Source organism: Natrinema sp. DC36 (assembly GCF_020405225.1).
Classification (GTDB): Archaea; Halobacteriota; Halobacteria; order Halobacteriales; family Natrialbaceae; genus Natrinema.
In genome coordinates this window covers 3713112-3730705 of the sequence record NZ_CP084472.1, presented here as the reverse complement: position 1 = coordinate 3730705, position 17594 = coordinate 3713112, and the positions used below count along the sequence as shown (strand labels likewise).

The window sequence follows — 17594 nt, the reverse complement described above, 5'->3', positions numbered from 1 at the left end:
CCTTTTGCGTGCGGCCGGCATGCACTACAGTATGGTATCCGACGAGGCGAGCGATCGCGTTCTCGTCTGCAACCCCGTGAGCGGATCGGGGGAGCACGTCGACGACGTCGTCGAACTCGCGACCGACCACGGTTTCGAGATTCGAAAAACCGAGGAAGCCGGCGACGCGACGCGGTTCGCTCGCGACGCCGCGCCCGACGCCGACCTCGTCGCCGCGGCCGGCGGCGATGGCACGCTCAACGCCGTCGTCAACGGCGTGGCAGCGGCGGACGCCCTCGAGACGACGACCGTCGCCGTCGTCCCTGCAGGAACGGGCAACAACTTCGCGGCGAACATCGGCGTTCAGGGGCTCGAGAACGCGTTTACGGTGATCGAAGACGGCCGCCGGCGGTCGATCGACATCGCGACAGCGAACGATCGGGTCTTCGTCAACTCCTGCGTCGGCGGGATCACCGCCGAAGCGAGCAGCGAGACGACGACGGAGAGCAAGGCGGAACTGGGCGTGCTTGCGTACGTGAAGAACACGTTCGAGACCATGGGTTCGTTCGACTCGCTGCCGCTCCGGGTGGAGACGGCGCCGGGACCGGACGGGAAACGAACGCAGGCCTGGGAGGGTCGGGCCATGTTCGTCCTCATCGGGAACTGTCGACGGTTCACCGGCGCGCGAACGGCACAGGCGAACGTCGAGGACGGCCTGCTCGAGGTGACGATCGTCGAAGACGCCGCGGCCGTGAATCTGCTCGGCGATGCGGCCATGCAGAAGCTGTTCGGACGCGATAGCACCCACATCGTTCGGCGACGAACCCCGTCGCTCGCGATCGATAGCCGCGGGGACTCCGTCGAGTACAGTCTCGACGGCGAGATGCTCGAGACCGAGCGCCTGCAGCTGGAGACCGAACCGAAAGCGCTCACGATTCCCGTCGGGGACGAGTATCGGCCGGATCCGGACGAGGGAGAGTTGTGGCCGCTCGAGACGGGGACGGATCGGTGACCGACGGTCTCGATTCGAAACGGCCGAGACGAGACGATACTGGTTTCACGAACCGTCGTAATTGTGCGGGTATGAGCACGCCGGATGAGGACCTGCAACACGAGAACGCGGGACAGGACGTGATCGCCGTCGACGCCGACGACACCGAACTCGAGCTAGTCAACCGACTCGACGCCCACACCGGCGACGGGATTCGACACCGAGCGTTCACCTCGCTCGTCTTCGACGGGGAGGGGAACGTCTTGCTCGCCCAGCGAGCGCCGGACAAACGCCTCTGGGGCACCTACTGGGACGGCACCGTCGCCTCCCATCCCGTCGAGGGCCAGAGCCAGGAGGAAGCGACCCGCCAACGCCTCGAGGAGGAGCTGGGGATTTCGCCCGACCAGTACGACGACCTGCGACTGACCGACCGCTTCGAGTACAAACGGTACTTCGAGAACGCGGGCGTCGAGCACGAGGTCTGTGCCGTCCTCCAGGTGACGCTGTCCGATCGCAGCCTCGACCCCAACGAGGAGGAGGTCGCCGGCCTGATGTGGGTTCCCTACGAGCGACTCCACTCGAATCCGGAGTGGTACCGTCAGCTTCGCCTCTGCCCGTGGTTCGAGATCGCGATGCGCCGGGACGTTCGATAGGGGATCGAGCCACCCCGATCACATCGGTTCTACGCCGTCGGTGTTCGGACCACGTGTCGATCGCTCGAGGTCACGGCCGACCGGTCACCGCTCGGTGACCACCCCTCGATGCAGTCGCGTCTCCGGACTGAACACTGTCAAGAAACAGTACACGAGCGGGAGGTTTATGAGGGAGTGCCCATACATGCAGGATAGACTGCGATGGTCATTGGCACGTTCAGACGGCTTCTTCGGGGGAGCGTTATCACGTCGTCCGCATCGGCAGGGGGGGCGACGGCCGCGGGGACGACCGACTCCGAGCCGTCGCTCGAGTCGGCCGCCGAGACCGACGAACCGCTCGAGATCTGTCTGTTGAGCTACCGTTCGAACCCGTACTCCGGGGGACAGGGAGTCTACGTGAAGTACCTCAGCCGAGCGCTGACCGATCTCGGTCACTCCGTCGACGTGCTCTCGGGCAAGCCCTATCCGGAGCTCGACGACGACGTTGGGCTGGTGAAACTGCCCGGCGAGAACGTCGTCGACGAACTCGACCGGCTCGGCCAATTCGAGCCGTCGTACCTCCGCGATCCGCTCGCGCTCTACGAGTGGCTGAGCGCGCTCACCGGCGGCTTTCCGGACCCCTACGTCTTCGGCCGACAGGTCGTCGACTACTTCGAGGAACACCAGCCCGCATACGACGTCGTCCACGACAACCAGTCGCTCTGTCACGGACTCCACACGCTCCGCGAGCGGGGCCACCCCGTCGTCGCGACCGTCCACCACCCGATCACCGTCGACCGAGACGCCGCCCTCGAGGCGGCGGACGACTGGACCGAGCGGCTGTTGATCCGCCGGTGGTACAGCTTCCTCCGGATGCAACGCGAGGTCGTTCAGGAGCTCCCCCACGTTCTGACCGTCTCCGAGTCGGCCAAGCACCGCACCGTCACCGACTTCGGCGCCGATCCCGAGTCGATCCGCGTCGTCCACAACGGCATCGACACCGAGCTGTTCGAACCCGTCGACCGCGCTCCCGATCCCGATCGCCCGCGCGTGATGACGACCGTCAGCGCCGACGTTCCCCTGAAGGGGGCTCGGCACTTGCTCGAGGCGTTCGCGGCCGTCCGCGAGACGATCGACGCCGAACTCGTCGTCGTCGGCGAGTTCGACGAGGGCGGCGACTGCGAACGCCTCGTCTCGGAACTGGGGCTCTCGGACGCGATCGAAACCCACAGCGAGATCAGCTACGAGCGGATGGTCGAACTCTACGGGAGCGTCGACGTCGCCGTGGTCCCCTCGATCTACGAGGGCTTTGGCCTCCCGGCCGGCGAGGCGCTGGCCTGTGGCGTCCCGGTCGTCGCGACCACCGGCGGGGGGCTCCCCGAAGTGGTCGGCGACGCCGGCGTCCTCGTCGAACCGGGCGATTCGGACGCGCTGGCCGACGCCGTTCGCGACCTGCTCGAGGACGACGACCGCCGCCGTCGACTGGGCGAGCGGGGACGAGAGCGAATCGTCGCGGAGTTCGACTGGGAGCGGGCCGCCCGGGAGACCGTGCAGACGTACCGCACCGCTATCGAAGCGCGCGAACAGGGGGACTGAGATGGAGACGATCGATTTCGACCGCGTGACGATGACGCCGGGGATGCGCGTCCTCGACGTCGGCTGCGGCGAGGGTCGACACGTCCACGCCGCCGCCCTCGAGAACGTCGCGGAAGTCGTGGGGCTCGACCTCGAGCGGGAGAGCCTGGCGGCCGCACAGGACGATTACGAGGAGTACATCGCCGAACTATCCGACGTGACGGTCACCTTTCTCTCGGGGGACGCACTCAGACTGCCCTTCGAAGACGGCGCGTTCGACGTCGTCTGCTGTACCGAAGTGCTCGAGCACGTCCCCGACTACGAGGCGGCGGTGGACGAGCTTCGGCGGGTTTGCGCGCCGGGCGGGACGCTCGCGGTGAGCGTCCCTCGAGCGGGTCCCGAGCGGGTCTGCTGGGCGCTGTCGGACGAGTACCACGAGGTCGAGGGCGGCCACGTCCGAATCTTCGATCGGGAGGAGCTACGGGCGGCCATCGAGCGCCGCGGGTTCCGGCGCGTCGACGGCCACTTCGCCCACGCGCTGCACGCCCCCTACTGGTGGCTCAAGTGTCTCTGGCGCGAGCGCGACGAGCGGGGCGAGCCGCCGCTCCCGCTGCGGGCCTACGACCGCTTCCTCGAGTGGGACGTCATGGAATCGCCGCGGCCGGTCCGGCTGCTCGAGCGGGCGCTCGATCCCGTGCTCGGCAAGAGCGTCGTCTACTACTTCGAGCTGGAGGGGCGGTCGTGAGCAACGTGTCGTCGGGAGAGTCGCTGACCGACTGGGGGCTCGAGCCCGCGGTGGACTACATCGAGCGCGTGCAGCGGTCGGACGGGCTCATTCTCTGGTATCCCGACGGCCCGGCCGACCCCTGGGATCACGTCGAGAGCGCGATGGGGCTCTCCGTCGGCGGCCGCCACGAGGCCGCTCGCCGCGCGTACCGCTGGGTGGCCGACGCCCAGCACGACGACGGCGCGCTCTGGGCGACCTACGGCGAGCCCGACGACGGCGACGACGGTGCCCACGCCGGCGACGAGCCGCGCAAGGAGACCCACCGCAGCGCCTACGTCGCCGTCGGCGCCTGGCACCACCATCTCTGTACCGAGGATCGGGAGTTCCTCGAGGAGCTGTGGCCGACCGTCCGGGACGCGCTGGAATTCGCGTGCGACCGGCAGGCCCCGACCGGCGAGGTCTACTGGACCGTCGGCGCGGACGGCGAGGTCTACGAGGACGCGCTGGTCTCCGGCTGCGCCTCGATCTACAAGAGTCTGGCCTGCGGCGCGGCCGTGGCCGACGAACTCGGTCACGAGGAGCGGCGCGATCGGTGGCTCGAGGCCCGAACCCATCTCGGCGAGGCGATTCGCTCGCGGCCCGACCGGTTCGACCGCACCTGGGAGAGCAAATCCCGCTACGCGATGGACTGGTTCTATCCCGTCCTCTGTGGCGTGGAGACCGGCGATTCGGCGCGGGACCGGCTCGAGGACGGGATGGATCGCTTTCTCGAGGAGGGACTCGGCTGTCGGTGCGTCTCCGACGAACCGTGGGTGACGGTCGCCGAGTCCTGCGAACTCGTGATTTCACTGGCCGCGGTGGGTCGTCAGGAGCGCGCTCGTGAGATCCTCGAGTGGCTGTTCCAGTGGACGGACGACAAGGGGATCTTCTGGACGGGGTATCAGTTCGAAGACGAGGAGTTCTGGCCGGGCGAGCGGCCGACGTGGACCTGCGGGGCGGCGGTGCTGGCCGCAGACGCGGTTTCGGGGCTCTCGCCGGCCGCCGATCTCTTCACCGCTCCGCGACCGGAGTAACCGCGATCCGACGGCTCTCGGTGATCGGGTCCGATTCCCGCTCCTCGCGGAGTGCGACCAGGCGACGCCGAATACCGGTCGGTCAGTACGGACGCGTGACACGGTGCTCGCGTCCCCCATTCGTCGGTCGAGACGGTACGCCTCGCGACTATCGATCGGCGGACCTCGTTGCAAGCGTAAGGACTCGGTTTTACTCGATAGCCGGCGCCGGTTCCAGTATGGACCGACTGAAGCGGCGAACGGCGATCAAACTCATCGGCTCGAGCATCGCACTGGGAGGTTTCAGCGCCGCCGCGAGCGCCCAGGACGACGAAGAACCGGATTACGGCGACTGGTTCGAAGACGTCGAAAATTACGAAGAGACCGAGGACCTGACCGGCGAGGACGAGGTCACGGTCGACGTCGGGGCCGGAGACGACGGCTACCAGTTCGATCCGCCCGCGATTCGCATCGATCAGGACGCGACGGTCGTCTGGGAGTGGACCGGGGAGGGAGGCGGCCACAACGTCGTCCACGTTCCCGAAGACGAAGAGGAACTGGAAATCGAGGACGCGACCGGCGCGGACGAACCCGTCTTCGAGAGCGAGATCACCGACGAGGAGGGATTCACGTTCGAACACCAGTTCGAAGACACCGGGACGTACCTCTACGTCTGCGAGCCCCATCGCCAACAGGGGATGAAGGGAGCGGTCGTCGTCGAATAGGAGACCCCCTCCGCAGTCGAGGCCCGAACCCGCCTCGGCGAGGCGATCCGCTCGCGGCCCGATCGGTTCGACCGCACCTGGGAGAGTCGGACGAACGGAGCGCGCTCGTGAGATCCTCGAGCGGCTGTTCCAGTGGACCGACGACGAGGGCCAGTGACCGTTCAAGCTCGTTGAAAGGAACGACACGTAACTCCTTTTTGAGGTGGTTTGTCCATCAATTTGAATTGGTCCCCGCACGCGGCAGATAGCATGGGCCGAACATCGATTCCAGATCTGTACGAGAAGTATCGTGACGGAGAGTCGCTGACGATGTTGACCGCGTACGATGCGCCGATCGCTCGTCAGGTCGACCGTGGTGGTGTCGATATGATCCTGGTCGGAGATTCCGCCGGAGACAATCACCTCGGATACTAGGATACGATTCCGGTTACGATGGAGGAGGCGCTGTCGAACACCTCGGCAGTCGACCGTGCGGTCGAGGACGCGATGGTTATCGGCGATATGCCCTTCGGCAGCTATGGCCAGTCGATGGAATCCTCCGTGGAGAACGCCGTTCGGCTCATGAAGGAGGCCGGTGCCGACGCAGTGAAACTCGAGACGGCACCGCGTGGTGAGACGACGATCGAGATCATCGATCGGTTGACCGAACTCGGTATTCCCGTGCAAGGCCACATCGGGCTGACGCCACAGCGGATGAACCAGATCGGCGGCGGGTACGTTCAGGGCCGCGATCACTCGAGTTCGGCGGCCGTCGATGCGCTCGTCGAAACCGCCGAGCGATTGGAAGAGGACGGTGCGTTCGCAGTCGTCCTCGAAACAGTGACGGAGGAGACCGGGAAGGCCGTGACCGAAGCGGTCGATATCCCGACCATCGGTATCGGTGCCGGACGGCACGTCGACGGACAAGTGCTCGTACTCACCGACATGCTGGGGCTCGGTGGCGAGTCGTTTACGCTCTCGAAGCAGTATGCGGATCTCGACTCGGAAATCCGCAATGCCGTCGAGACGTACGCTACCGAGGTCGAAGACGGCGAATTCCCTGCGGAAGAGAACGTCTATGATTCACTCGAGAAGTGAGGTGGGCACGTCCTGATACGCGAAAAGTCAGAGTAGAGTTACAACAGAGCAGTCAGGAAATTGTCACGGATTGCGTGCCAGATTCACGTCTGTGCCCCTAAGGGGACAGAGCAATTGCGTGGCGCGCAGAGCGCGCGCCGCGCTAACGAAAAGTCAGGTTGGCCGATTCGAGACGGTACAACGGTGCTACTTCAGCAGTAGGAGAGGATGGGGACCTCGATAACGAGTATTGTCGGGCCCGCTTTGGAGGGGAGAGATTGGACTGTGACTGAGCGGTAAGTACAGAGAACGGATTTATCGGTCTGTCTCTTTCCAGTCGTCCGGGTCCCCTTCACGGAATTCACCCTTGGCATGGCGCTCGCGGGGCCAGAAGGTGACGCCCAGCAGTACGACGTAGAACACACCCACAACGGCAACCACAGCAATCCCGGGGATACGGGCGATTCCAGCGGTTGTCAGCCAGTCTTGGCGCGGCGCGAACGCTGTAATCCTGAAGACCCATGCGACCAAGAGGACACTGAGCAGCGCAAGGTACACACGCCGGAGCCGGTTTGCGAGTGCTTCGTAAAACGAGACTTTCAGCGTCGGCCTGCGATAGTCCCTGCTCAGTTCCGCTCGCCAGTCGTGACTTTCAGTGCCTTGGGACGGATCGAGGGCGTTTGCGAACAGGTTCTCTTGGATGACTCGAGCACGAGAGCGAAAGACGTCGTAGTCCCGGTACCGCCGTGCTTCGATGCCCAGAAAGACGGTGACGACGACGACCCCGATCAGCAAGATATAGTGTGGGTTATCGGTACTCGAAAACCCCCACGTTAAGATCGCTGCCATCAGCGTCACCGCCCACGTCGTCGTCTCGTCGAGGCGCTGTCGCCACGTTCCCACTCGGTCTATCTCTCCGCGATAGGCGTGGGCCATCACCGAACCGAGTCCCGTACTGTCGTCAACCATTTCGCGGCCGATCTCCCGTTGGTCCGGTGCTGTTGGGTCGAAGTCGTCGCTACTCGAATCGGTCATAGAGGAGAGACATCTCCTCGCTCCATAAGCGGTTATGCTGACAGCATACTCTGAGTGTCATGTACTGGAGAACATCGAACAGTACGCACACCTACTGAGCAGCTGTTTCACTCCAGATCAGATAGTGAGAACCCGCCTCGATGTGGTGAGTAGCTTTGGTAAGTACAGAGGATGTATGCAGCAAATTGTTCGCAACTGGCACTGCCGATTTCGAAGCGCCGGGAACAACTACTATTACTCTCCCTTCCATGTGTGAAGATACCATGGCTCAAACAGGGTGTTACCCGGAGAAGGCCCCGAAGATGAATCAATTGCTGAATACATTGTGTCACAACCTCCGCCGGGAAGTCATCCACTATTTCGAGAATATCGAGTCAAAGAATACAGCCACCGTGGAGGACTTGGCCACGCATATTGCCCGGCGCGTCCCCGAGATGGATCACGAACAAGTCTCTCTCGAACTAATGCACACCCACCTCCCGAAGCTCGAATCGAACGGGTGGGCCGAGTACGATACTCGTACGCACCACGTCCGATACCGTGGCCATGATTCGGCCGAGGAACTACTGGCCGAACTCGCCGAGATGCTCTCCGACCACCCGCATTCCTCTTACTCGGAATGACACGAGTTGGACCGTCGAGACAACGTGCCAGGTAATTCTAACCTCGTTGACAAGCTGTAAACGCATTCTCTATTCAGCACGGTACTACAGATATGAACCATACCCGAGAGAACCCTTAGTGGTCAATTCGCACATGTGGTTACCGCGGTGTTCAGCCAACCTCTGAGTGAATAGAAGACGGTGAAGTACCGTATTGATTCAACTTCCTATGGTTGCACGCTGACAGAGTCTGATTCTTGAATATGCACACGAACCGTGATTTGCCGTGTGCATCTCGTAAGTTACTCTATCGGTTGGCCAATCTTTTTTGTCTGAAGAGTTTACGCGGTGCGCGTTTGAGGTCCAAGATCGGCAATTTAGCAAGATCAAAAAATAAGGTTAGCAGGGTTGTGTGTACGAGTAAATTAGATGGCGGGAGGTCACCTGCGACGCTTTCTTGTTATGATGGCTCGAGGGCATCCGCATCAAGCTCCCCAGCGAGATATTTTCGACCTCGCTCACTGATCCGATACAGACCACGATCCTCGTCGTAGTACTCGACGAGCCCACCGTCCTGCAGTGCCCGCAGTCTGCGTCTCACGTGCGAGATCTTGTAATCGATGTTAGCCTCGACGGTGGACGGATTCGCGATAAGGGGTCGGTTCCCCTCGTTGAGAAGGAACTCGAGGATCGCGTCGTCGGCCCGCGTCATCCAGTCCACCCGTGGCCGTCGCATTCGACCGTGAACACACGAAACACCGTGTTAGAACGCTCGATTCGATAGTATTTGTGCGTTGTTTGGCTCTTTCTAGTACTGTATTTGATGCACTAGTTCTAAGTACTGTCTGCTCATTGACCGAATTGCGGAGGCCAGACGGACCCACAACTACCTAAATCGGTCCTCGAGAGAGAATGCGGACCCGGTGTCCCTACCACCGGCCCGCGTGGCTTCCGTAACCCGCAGAAAGCCATGCCCGACCACGATTCGCGGGGCCTTGAAAGCCCCGCTCGAGCGGACGCATCACCCCCTGACTACCCACCGAAGGACGGCCGACGCGCGTGGATCGAACTCACCGCCTTCCAGCGCGACTGTCTCGAGGCCGTCGCCCGGCGCGAGCGCGACGGCACGCGCTGTTACCCCTCCGGGATCACGTGGACCCTCGAGCGCCGGTATCCCACGGTCAGCCGCGCCCGACTCGAGCCGAACCTGCGCGCGCTCGTCGGGCGCGACCTCCTCGCCGAACGCGACGGCCCCGACGAGCGGGTGGCCGCCTACGGCCTCACGGGTGCCGGACGCGCGCTGCTCATCCAGCGCGCCGAACGCCTCGCCGTGCTCTGTGACCTCCGGGCCAGCGCGGATGAAGAAATGGGGGAGTCGTAACTGGCGCTACTCACCATCAGATAGCTGTATCGTCCAGGACGAACGCAACGAGTGAAAGAACGACGAAGCCACCTGCCAAGAGGACACTGTCCAGGAACCCATACTGGAAAGGGTAAACGGAGAGTCCGAGGAAAATCACCGCACCGATGAATCCGATCACGCTGACCAAAAACGTCTGCGTCCTCCGGTCCATACGCCAGCTATGAGACTATAGTTAAAAAACACGTTCGTCTATCGAACGATTCGTCGCCGCCCTCACGAGTTCGTGGCGAGCGCTATCGTGATTGCCGCCCGAGCCCCGTATCGCAGACCACACACGACTGTAACCCGTTTTCCTCGGTAAACCGATCGAACAGCCTCGAGAGCCGCACGTCGTGACTCGCCAGTACCCCACCGGGATCGAGGTGACCCAGCGCCGCCTCGTACTCGAATCGCATGTGGGGCAGCCGGTGATCCGAGTCGTGCAAGAAGAGATCGAGGGGGCCGACGCGCTCGAGCAGCCCGGGCAACACTTCCCGCGCATCGCCCCGATGGAGTTCCCACCGGTCGCGACACCGATCCGGGATCAGGTGACCGTACTCGAACGGCCCCGGCGGGCCGCCGGGCAGGTCGACCGCATGTAGCGTCCCGCCGCCGTTCTCGCACATCGCCGCCAGAATGTGCGCGTCGAACGAGCCGAACAGCACCCCCGTTTCGACGACGGTCTCGACCTCGAGCGCGCGACAGACGACGTACAGCGTCACCCCGTCGCGCCAGTGGGTCGTGTCGGTTGCCACGCCGGCCTCGTGGATCTCCGCCACGCGGTCCGCGTACGTGTCGTGAAACCACTCGAGGTCCTCGTACTCCCGCTCGTACTCGCGCAGTTCGGCCGCCGAGGCGGGGAGCACGGCGGCCAGCCGCTCGGCTCGCTCGCGGGTTTCCTCACCGTAGTCGAGTCGCCGCCGCTCGAGTCCCAGTCGGGCCTTCCGAACGGCGTAGATCGCATCTCTGAGCGTGTTCGGGACCATTATCGGTAGCCCAGCGCCTCGAGGCGCGATTCGATCGCCGCACCCTCTTCGCCGTCCGCATCGTCCGCACCGCTCGCCCCGCCCTCGCGAATTCCCGCGGGAAGTGCGGGATCGCAGGTCTCCCGATCCTGCCCGTCGCGGACCACCCAGGGGACCCGTCGGAGCGCGGGGACCGGCGTCCCGGGCGGGTGCGACCAGACGCCGAACTCGCCGAGTCCGTTCCCGTGGTCGCTGGTCATCGCGACCCGCCCGTCGCAGTTCGCGAGCAGTCGAGAGACGTCGTCGAGGACCCACTCGAGGTTGTCCCGGTAGGCCGCCCAGACCGCGTCGAACGAGAAGTCGCCGTCGCGCAGGCGCATCCAGGGATCGTTCATCGAATCCGTCCCGTCGTCGCTCTCGGCCTCGGCTTCGGCGAGCGCCTCGAGGGCCTCGCGTTCCGCGGGCGAGAGGTCGTCGGGGTCGAAATCGTCGTCCGCCGCGGACGACTCGCCGTCGGTGAACTGTCCCCAGTGCTCGATGTCGGCCGAACCGAAGAACCACCCCGGCTCCGACCGGAAGGGCGCGTGGGGCTGCATGTAGTGGACGAGCACGCGGTCGATGCCCAACTCCTCGCGACGCCGCCAGATTGCGATCGCGGCGTCCGTGAGGGGGGCTGGCGGGATCGTCGAGATGTCGTCGTCGACCCACTCGTCGCGCCAGGCCTCGTGGAAGACGCCGAAATCGTCGGCCTCGAGCGGCAGGACGTCGCCGGACGTGACGGTGATGTGCTCGCAGGGCTGCGACGAAAAGGGGTTGCCGGTGACGTAGGCGGTCCGGGCCATCTTCTCGCGGTACCGCGGCGCGAAGGTTCGGTCCATCCACTCCGCGGACTGGGAACCGACCGACCACAGCGAGTCCACCCCGTCCGGGTCCGGCAGCGCGTCGTGCCCGGCCGCGGACAGCTCTCGCATGAGATCGAGACGGCAGCCGTCGAGCACGCAGCAGACGTCCCACTCGCGCTCCCAGATGGGGGTTGCGGGGACCAGTCGCGAGACCGCGCGTCCGATGCGACCGGTCGCGATCCGCTCGGAGACCGTCTCGAGATCCATTACCACTGCACCTGTCTGTGGACTGGAGACGGTTCTGTTAGTAGCTTTTGATCGGCAAACGAACCGTTCAATCGAACGGGACGACCCCCGACCGCGTCGCAGCTATGGCATGCGGTAACAAGGCTTATTACATCCCTGTTCGTAGCCCAGATTGAGGACCACGAAGACAGGTCCCGTCTGACGATATGAGCTCCTCACCACCGGAAACCGAGACGTACGAAGTCACGCTCACCCGAGACGAGCAATGGGTCGCCCACCACGTCCTCTCGAAGCGCCTCGACGAGGCCCTCGAGATCGACGAACTGCCGCCCGAGTGGACCCTCGAGCTGCTCGAGACGCTCGAGGCCGACGGCGACACGGAGCGACTCACCGGCCCACAGGCCGACCGCCTCTATGACGAACTGGCGACGTACGTCGACCGCGAGGAGACGCCCGACCGGGACGTGAGCGACGGCTCGACAGTGCTCGACCGGCTCGAGGTCGTCCGCGAAGCCGAAGTCTAGGCCGTTTTCGTTTCACTAGTCGCGCGATTCGTCGTCGAACAGTCCGCACGGTCAGCCGTGCTCAGGGCCGCGTCGTCGCCCAGACGGCCGTAATCGCGAGCAAAATAGCGGGTGCCAGCGGCACGATCAACAGCGCGAAGCGGTAGCCCTCCGCACCGGGCGGGACGAGGTAAATCGCAGTCGGGGCGGCGAGAAACGCGAAGACGATGACGGCGACGAGGGTCCAGCCGCGCCAGTCGAACTCCCGGTCGGCCGTCGCGGGGTGTCCCGGTTCGTGATCTCCCCCGCCATCGGCCGGTCCGTCGGCTCCCCGTTCGCCGTTCGCGCCGGCGTCGACCGCCGCTGGATCGTGGACGTAGCCGCCGTCGTCGCTCGAGCTCACTACCGATTCGTTTCGAGCGCGCAGTGAAAGCACTCACGGTTCCCCCTCCGCCCGTCTCCGAACGCGATCGGAAACGAGAACGGTTCGTCGAGCGTCGGTCGCTCCCGACTAGAGTTCGCTGTCCGGCCGGACGACGACCTTGCCGAACCCTTCGCGGTTCTCGATGATCTCGTGGGCGCGTGCGGTCTCGCTCATCGGTAGTTCCTCGCGGATCGCGGGCTCGAACGTGCCGTCCCAGACGAGTTCCATCACGTCGTCGACCTGATCCGGCGTGGCCATCGTCGACCCGATGATCTGCAGCTGGTTCCAGAAGATGCGCGGAATGTCCGTCTCGGGGTTGCCGCCGCCGGTGCCCCCGCAGGTGACGAGTCGCCCGCCCTTGGTCAGGCTCTTCAGCGAGTTCTGCCACGTCGGCGCGCCGACGTGTTCGACGACGACATCGACGCCGCGGCGACCCGTCTCCTCGAGGATCCAGTCCGCGAAGTCCTCCTCCTCGTAGTTGCAGACGTGGTCCGCGCCGTGCTCGCGGGCGTAGTCGAGTTTCTCCTCGGTGCTACCGGTCGCGTACACCTCCGCGCCAGCGTAGTCGGCGATCTGGAGGGCGGCGTGACCGACCCCGCCGCTCGCACCGAGGACGAGCACCGACTCGCCGGCCTCGAGGTCGGCGCGCTCGATGAGCATCCGCCAGGCGGTCTGGAAGACCAGAGAGCTCGAGCCGGCGACCGACCAGTCGACGTGGTCGGGGACGGGGATCAAGTTATCCTCGGGGATCGCCGCGTACTCGGAGTGGACGCCGGTGACGTGCTCGCCGATGATGTGAAAGCGCGGATCGAGCGTCGGATCGTCCATCCGCAGGTCGCCGACGCCGGCCGAGAGCGCGACGTGATCGCCCGCCTCGAAGCGGGTCACGTCCTCGCCGACGTCCTCGACGACGCCGGCCCCGTCGCTGCCCGGGATGTGTGGCATCTCGAGGTCGATTCCCGGCATCCCCCGTCGGGTCCAGATGTCCAGGTGGTTGAGCGCGGCCGCCTTGATGTCGACCAGTACCTCGTCCCGGTCGACCTCGGGGTCCGGATACTCGCCGTACTCGATGACGTCCCTGTCGCCGTGGTCCGCGAATTGGACTGCCTGCATATACCCGGACCAACGGAAACGGCGTCCATAACAGTTGGGCTACCAGCATGCCGTATTCGCCGCAATCGCTCTGTACTGGAACGTGACGTTACACTATGAACTATTATCTGTCAGAGATGTGTAGAGGCAACGGAAGACCGATGGCAACTGAAGTGGAGACCGTGTCCGAGACCGAACGGGAGGCGGACGCGGGGTGGCGCGTTTGGCTCGAGCAGGCCGACGCGTTCACCCGCCGGAGTCTACAGGAGATGCGAAACAGCGAGATCATGCTGCTGTGGGTACTCGCATTCCCCGCGTTTATGTACTCGCTCCAGACGGTGCAGGGGGCCGGAACGACTGCCACGGCCGATGCGAGCGCGTCCATCGGAATCGGTGTCCTCGGGTCGATGTTCGTCTGTCTCTTCGTCTTCGGAAACCAGCTCGCGACCGACCTCGAAGACCGGCGCTACGTCGCCTATCGATCGATGCCCATCTCGTCGTCGGCCGAACTGACCGGCCGAATGGCCGCCGGGATCGTCCTCGCAGCGGGCGCGTTCACCGCGACGCTGGTCGCCGGGCTGGCCACCGGCGCGTCCTACGGCCTCCGCGGTCCCGAATCGATACCGATCGTCCTGGTCGCCGGCGTGCTGACCTGCCTGATCTGGATGGTCGTCGCCATCCCGTTCGTGATCGCCGCGGGGAACAAACAGGTCGCGACGGTGGCGACCACGTTCGTCGCCGTCACGACGTTCATCCTGACCGGGATCAACGGTGCCGTTCCGGCGCAATCGGTGATCGACGGCCCGGTGCTGAACTATCTCCCGAATACGCTCCCGACTCGACTGCTTATCGCTCACCTCGTCCCGGCCGAGAGCTGGACGGGGCTCGGCATCGCACCGCCTGCGATGCCGACCGGGCCGGGATTCCTCGCGTTGCTGGCCATCTATGCCGTCCTCGCAGTCGTCGCGGGAACGGTGCTCGTGAATCGAATGCTCTACGACCAGGGGTGGTGGCCGTGACTGATCCGGTCGCGACCGTCGACGGCGTCCGCAAGTCCTTCGGCGAGGAGGGCGTCCTCGAGGACGTCGATCTCACGGTCGAGGACGGCGAACTCCTCGTTCTGATGGGGCCGAACGGGGTCGGCAAATCGGTGTTGCTGTCCTGTCTCGCCGGCAGCGAGCGTCCCTCCGCGGGTAGCATCGACGTCTTCGGCGAGCCGGCGGCGGCTCGCGCGGACACGACGAGTTTTCTCCTGCAGGACGCGCTCGCCCTCGAGAAACTCACCGGTCGGGAAACCATCCACTTCTACCGCCGGCTCCATCCGGCGTTCACGGACGACTGGCGCACGCACGTCGAGCGTCTCGGGCTCACCGGCGACCTCGACAAGTCCGTCGCGGACTACTCCGGCGGAATGGTACGGAAACTCGAACTCGCCATCGCCGCCAGCATCGACGTCCCGCTGTACCTGTTCGACGAGCCGACCGCGGCGCTCGATCTCGCGACGATCCCGGCGGTCCACCAGCTGTTCCGCGAGAAACAGGCCGCGGGAAAGACGATCGTCGTCGCAAGCCACCGACCGATGACCGCAGACATCGCCGACCGAATCGCCTTCCTCGCGGACGGTCGGATCGTCGCCACCGGAACGCCTGATGAACTGCTGGCGTCGGTTCCCCCCGTCCTCGAGACGGGCGCATCGAACGCGAGCGCGCTCAGGGCGGTCGTCGACGGCGAGCCGTTCGCGGTGGCCGGAAATATCCGCGGGTTCGTCCCCGAGCGGTACGAGGACGCGGTTACGGGTGATTCGGGACGGGTACTCGACGAACTCGCGGCCACATCGGGGATCGGTCGAACGGCGCTCGCGATCGCCGAACCGACCTACACCGACCTCTTCACGTACTACACGAACGGCCCGTCGACGCCGACTTCCGCCGAGCAACGATGACCGGAGACGTACGTTTTTACCCGCCGGCTTTCGAAGACGCGGTATGAACGAGACGGACTCGGACGCCACCGAACCCGGCGACGGGACGCTCTGTACCGGCGTCGTCACGATCGCCTCGGATCGCAGTCTCGAGGCCGACGCCGCCGGGGAGACCATCAACGAGGCGCTCGAGGACGACGGCAACGAGATCGTCGTCCGAGAACACGTCGGTTCGGACTACGACAAGGTCCAGTCGATCGTCTCGCGGCTGATCGACCGGAACGACGTCGAGGTCGTGATTACCGCCGGCGCGACCGGCGTCGAACCGAACGATATCACCGTCGAGGCCGTCGGCCCGCTCCTGGAGAAGAAACTGACCACGTTCAGCGAGCTATTCACCGCGTTGGCCTACGAGCGGACCGGCACGCAAGCCGTCACCGCACGGACCCTCGCCGGCATCGCCGAGGGGACGCCAGTCTTCTGTCTCCCCGGCCACCCCGAAGCGACCCGCCTCGCGCTCGAGGAAATTATCCTCTCGGAAGCGGCCAGGATCGTCGACCTCGCACGCGAGGAGGAACCGGACGACGGAGACGAGGCGGACACCGATGGCGAAGCGGATGTGGAAGACGATGCGGGTACCGAAGACGAACCGGACGCGGAGACGATGAAAACCGACGTAGTGAACGACACCGATGCGACGAACGGGGGTGCCTGACGTGGGCACCGGCGACGGTGGCGGTACCGAAACCGAGGCCGTCGACAAGGCGTCCGTCCGCGAACGAATCTGGGACGACCTTGAAGAAAGCGGCGAGGCCCGGTTTCCGTTCCCGCCCCACGGCCGGATTCCGAACTTCGCCGGTGCGAGCGACGCTGCAGACCGGCTGGCCGAGCAACCGGAGTGGAACGAGGCGACGACGATCAAGGCCAATCCCGACGCGCCGCAGTTGCCCGTTCGACGGCGGGCGCTGCGCGAGGGGAAGACGGTCTACATGGCCGTGCCGCGACTCAGCGACGAGCGGTGTTTCCTGAAACTCGATCCCGACGACCTCGAGGATTACGACGCGGCGACCACCGTCTCCGGCTCGTCGAAACACGGCGAGCAGGTCGGCCCCGAAGCGGTGGACCGCGTCGATCTGATCGTCTCTGGCAGCGTTGCTGTAACCGAGGCGGGTGGCAGAATCGGCAAAGGAGAGGGCTACAGCGATCTCGAGTACGCCGTCCTCCGAGAACTCGGTCTGGTCGACGAGTCGACGCCGGTGGCGACGACGGTCCACGAACGGCAGGTGATCGACGACGCCGTCGCGATCGCGGCTCACGACGTCGCGATGGACCTCGTCGTCACGCCCGAGCGGGTGCTGCGACCCGAAATCGACGGGACCGGTCAACCCGAGGGGATCGATTGGGACCTGCTCACGGACGAGCGACTCGAGGAGATTCCGGTCCTCGACCGGCTCGAATCATCGTAATCGACGCGTCATCGACCGATTCTATCGTTGAAACGCGGGTTTCAGACGGACGGTTCGAGGAGAGCGGAACGTGGCGACCACTACGGTATCGAGAAGAGAGACCGATCAGTACAAAACGACCGCGAAGCGGTCCATCCCCGGAGCGCGGCGAAAAACGCCGCGCCCGAGTGCCAGAATCGCAGGGTGTGACGCGAGCCGGTGGGGTGGGCCCGCGTCGACGAGAATCGGTTGGCAGTGGTGGGGAAGGGTGCTGTGGTGGGGTTGCTGGAAGTCGCGGGTACAGGTGGTGGGTGCCATCGGTGGGGTCTGCCCGTCGACCTCCGCTCGTGGTTACTGGCGATTGCTACTTGAACGGCGGT

Annotated in this window: 20 protein-coding genes and 1 pseudogene; 14 read left to right on the top strand and 7 right to left on the bottom strand. The window is 64.8% G+C overall.

The window, feature by feature from the left end:
* The first annotated feature begins 31 nt into the window (after positions 1-31).
* From LDH74_RS18985 to panB, 7 genes and pseudogenes are all read left to right on the top strand, one after another.
* On the top strand, positions 32-991 hold the full coding sequence (locus LDH74_RS18985; RefSeq protein ID WP_226040233.1) for a YegS/Rv2252/BmrU family lipid kinase: 960 nt from the start codon (positions 32-34) through the stop codon (positions 989-991).
* A 71-nt stretch (positions 992-1062) separates the two neighbouring features.
* Positions 1063-1623 (top strand): NUDIX domain-containing protein, encoded by a 561-nt coding sequence (locus tag LDH74_RS18980; protein WP_226040232.1) that lies wholly within the window; start codon positions 1063-1065, stop codon positions 1621-1623.
* Positions 1624-1824: 201 nt separating this feature from the next.
* Complete coding sequence (locus LDH74_RS18975; RefSeq protein WP_226040231.1) at positions 1825-3198, top strand: glycosyltransferase family 4 protein; 1374 nt, start codon at positions 1825-1827, stop codon at positions 3196-3198.
* A 1-nt stretch (position 3199) separates the two neighbouring features.
* Entirely contained in the window at positions 3200-3922 is a 723-nt protein-coding gene (locus LDH74_RS18970) for a class I SAM-dependent methyltransferase (RefSeq protein WP_226040230.1), read from the top strand.
* Positions 3919-4977: a prenyltransferase gene (locus tag LDH74_RS18965; RefSeq protein ID WP_226040229.1), complete on the top strand. Its 1059-nt coding sequence runs from the start codon at positions 3919-3921 to the stop codon at positions 4975-4977. The genes LDH74_RS18970 and LDH74_RS18965 overlap by 4 nt, the downstream gene beginning before the upstream one ends.
* Before the next feature lie 218 nt (positions 4978-5195).
* Positions 5196-5681, top strand: coding sequence for a halocyanin domain-containing protein (locus tag LDH74_RS18960; protein WP_226040228.1), 486 nt, complete (start codon positions 5196-5198; stop codon positions 5679-5681).
* A gap of 249 nt (positions 5682-5930) precedes the next feature.
* Positions 5931-6758, top strand: a pseudogene (gene panB / locus LDH74_RS18955) (3-methyl-2-oxobutanoate hydroxymethyltransferase).
* Between the two features lie 294 nt (positions 6759-7052).
* On the opposite strand, the gene LDH74_RS18950 reads toward panB, so the two are convergent.
* Positions 7053-7772, bottom strand: coding sequence for a DUF2270 domain-containing protein (locus LDH74_RS18950; RefSeq protein WP_226040227.1), 720 nt, complete (start codon positions 7770-7772; stop codon positions 7053-7055).
* 263 nt (positions 7773-8035) lie between these two features.
* Between LDH74_RS18950 and LDH74_RS18945 the strand changes: the two genes are divergently transcribed.
* Entirely contained in the window at positions 8036-8395 is a 360-nt protein-coding gene (locus LDH74_RS18945) for a hypothetical protein (RefSeq protein WP_226040226.1), read from the top strand.
* A 439-nt stretch (positions 8396-8834) separates the two neighbouring features.
* Here LDH74_RS18945 and LDH74_RS18940 read toward each other — a convergent pair whose 3' ends face one another.
* Positions 8835-9110, bottom strand: a complete 276-nt coding sequence (locus LDH74_RS18940) for an ArsR family transcriptional regulator (protein ID WP_345778536.1) — start codon at positions 9108-9110, stop codon at positions 8835-8837.
* 234 nt (positions 9111-9344) lie between these two features.
* Between LDH74_RS18940 and LDH74_RS18935 the strand changes: the two genes are divergently transcribed.
* Positions 9345-9755, top strand: coding sequence for a PadR family transcriptional regulator (locus LDH74_RS18935; RefSeq protein WP_226040225.1), 411 nt, complete (start codon positions 9345-9347; stop codon positions 9753-9755).
* Positions 9756-9771: 16 nt separating this feature from the next.
* Here the strand turns inward: LDH74_RS18935 and LDH74_RS18930 are convergent, their stop codons facing one another.
* The 3 genes from LDH74_RS18930 to LDH74_RS18920 form a co-directional block, all read right to left on the bottom strand.
* Positions 9772-9948 carry a hypothetical protein gene (locus tag LDH74_RS18930; RefSeq protein ID WP_226040224.1) on the bottom strand — a complete coding sequence of 59 codons (177 nt, stop codon included), beginning with the start codon at positions 9946-9948 and terminating at the stop codon, positions 9772-9774.
* Positions 9949-10030: 82 nt separating this feature from the next.
* Positions 10031-10762 carry a class I SAM-dependent methyltransferase gene (locus LDH74_RS18925; RefSeq protein ID WP_226040223.1) on the bottom strand — a complete coding sequence of 244 codons (732 nt, stop codon included), beginning with the start codon at positions 10760-10762 and terminating at the stop codon, positions 10031-10033.
* Positions 10762-11850 (bottom strand): hypothetical protein, encoded by a 1089-nt coding sequence (locus LDH74_RS18920; RefSeq protein ID WP_226040222.1) that lies wholly within the window; start codon positions 11848-11850, stop codon positions 10762-10764. The genes LDH74_RS18925 and LDH74_RS18920 overlap by 1 nt, the downstream gene beginning before the upstream one ends.
* Before the next feature lie 185 nt (positions 11851-12035).
* Between LDH74_RS18920 and LDH74_RS18915 the strand changes: the two genes are divergently transcribed.
* The gene (locus LDH74_RS18915) at positions 12036-12353 is read left to right on the top strand and encodes a hypothetical protein (protein WP_226040221.1); all 318 of its coding nucleotides are present in this window, start codon (positions 12036-12038) and stop codon (positions 12351-12353) included.
* Between the two features lie 61 nt (positions 12354-12414).
* On the opposite strand, the gene LDH74_RS18910 is transcribed toward LDH74_RS18915, so the two are convergent.
* Positions 12415-12735 (bottom strand): hypothetical protein, encoded by a 321-nt coding sequence (locus tag LDH74_RS18910; RefSeq protein WP_226040220.1) that lies wholly within the window; start codon positions 12733-12735, stop codon positions 12415-12417.
* 108 nt (positions 12736-12843) lie between these two features.
* Positions 12844-13869 (bottom strand): zinc-binding dehydrogenase, encoded by a 1026-nt coding sequence (locus tag LDH74_RS18905; protein WP_226040219.1) that lies wholly within the window; start codon positions 13867-13869, stop codon positions 12844-12846.
* Between the two features lie 140 nt (positions 13870-14009).
* On the opposite strand from LDH74_RS18905, the gene LDH74_RS18900 reads away from it, so the two are divergent.
* The 4 genes from LDH74_RS18900 to LDH74_RS18885 are packed head-to-tail and all read left to right on the top strand — an operon-like array spanning position 14010 to position 17235.
* Positions 14010-14867 (top strand): ABC transporter permease, encoded by an 858-nt coding sequence (locus LDH74_RS18900; protein WP_226040218.1) that lies wholly within the window; start codon positions 14010-14012, stop codon positions 14865-14867.
* The gene (locus tag LDH74_RS18895) at positions 14858-15790 is read left to right on the top strand and encodes an ABC transporter ATP-binding protein (protein ID WP_226040217.1); all 933 of its coding nucleotides are present in this window, start codon (positions 14858-14860) and stop codon (positions 15788-15790) included. The genes LDH74_RS18900 and LDH74_RS18895 overlap by 10 nt, the downstream gene beginning before the upstream one ends.
* Positions 15791-15833: 43 nt before the next feature.
* Entirely contained in the window at positions 15834-16484 is a 651-nt protein-coding gene (locus LDH74_RS18890) for a molybdopterin-binding protein (protein ID WP_226040216.1), read from the top strand.
* Positions 16462-17235, top strand: coding sequence for a 5-formyltetrahydrofolate cyclo-ligase (locus LDH74_RS18885; RefSeq protein ID WP_226040215.1), 774 nt, complete (start codon positions 16462-16464; stop codon positions 17233-17235). The genes LDH74_RS18890 and LDH74_RS18885 overlap by 23 nt, the downstream gene beginning before the upstream one ends.
* Positions 17236-17594 lie beyond the last annotated feature (359 nt).

Bases quoted from the DNA above. Each gene is read 5' to 3' on its own strand.
- LDH74_RS18985 (WP_226040233.1), top strand. From the start codon at position 32: ATGGTATCCGACGAGGCGAGCGATCGCGTTCTCGTCTGCAACCCCGTG.
- LDH74_RS18980 (WP_226040232.1), top strand. From the start codon at position 1,063: ATGAGCACGCCGGATGAGGACCTGCAACACGAGAACGCGGGACAGGAC.
- LDH74_RS18975 (WP_226040231.1), top strand. From the start codon at position 1,825: ATGGTCATTGGCACGTTCAGACGGCTTCTTCGGGGGAGCGTTATCACG.
- LDH74_RS18970 (WP_226040230.1), top strand. From the start codon at position 3,200: ATGGAGACGATCGATTTCGACCGCGTGACGATGACGCCGGGGATGCGC.
- LDH74_RS18960 (WP_226040228.1), top strand. From the start codon at position 5,196: ATGGACCGACTGAAGCGGCGAACGGCGATCAAACTCATCGGCTCGAGC.
- LDH74_RS18950 (WP_226040227.1), bottom strand. From the start codon at position 7,772: ATGACCGATTCGAGTAGCGACGACTTCGACCCAACAGCACCGGACCAA.
- LDH74_RS18945 (WP_226040226.1), top strand. From the start codon at position 8,036: ATGGCTCAAACAGGGTGTTACCCGGAGAAGGCCCCGAAGATGAATCAA.
- LDH74_RS18940 (WP_345778536.1), bottom strand. From the start codon at position 9,110: ATGCGACGGCCACGGGTGGACTGGATGACGCGGGCCGACGACGCGATC.
- LDH74_RS18935 (WP_226040225.1), top strand. From the start codon at position 9,345: ATGCCCGACCACGATTCGCGGGGCCTTGAAAGCCCCGCTCGAGCGGAC.
- LDH74_RS18930 (WP_226040224.1), bottom strand. From the start codon at position 9,948: ATGGACCGGAGGACGCAGACGTTTTTGGTCAGCGTGATCGGATTCATC.
- LDH74_RS18925 (WP_226040223.1), bottom strand. From the start codon at position 10,762: ATGGTCCCGAACACGCTCAGAGATGCGATCTACGCCGTTCGGAAGGCC.
- LDH74_RS18920 (WP_226040222.1), bottom strand. From the start codon at position 11,850: ATGGATCTCGAGACGGTCTCCGAGCGGATCGCGACCGGTCGCATCGGA.
- LDH74_RS18915 (WP_226040221.1), top strand. From the start codon at position 12,036: ATGAGCTCCTCACCACCGGAAACCGAGACGTACGAAGTCACGCTCACC.
- LDH74_RS18905 (WP_226040219.1), bottom strand. From the start codon at position 13,869: ATGCAGGCAGTCCAATTCGCGGACCACGGCGACAGGGACGTCATCGAG.
- LDH74_RS18900 (WP_226040218.1), top strand. From the start codon at position 14,010: ATGGCAACTGAAGTGGAGACCGTGTCCGAGACCGAACGGGAGGCGGAC.
- LDH74_RS18890 (WP_226040216.1), top strand. From the start codon at position 15,834: ATGAACGAGACGGACTCGGACGCCACCGAACCCGGCGACGGGACGCTC.
- LDH74_RS18885 (WP_226040215.1), top strand. From the start codon at position 16,462: ATGCGACGAACGGGGGTGCCTGACGTGGGCACCGGCGACGGTGGCGGT.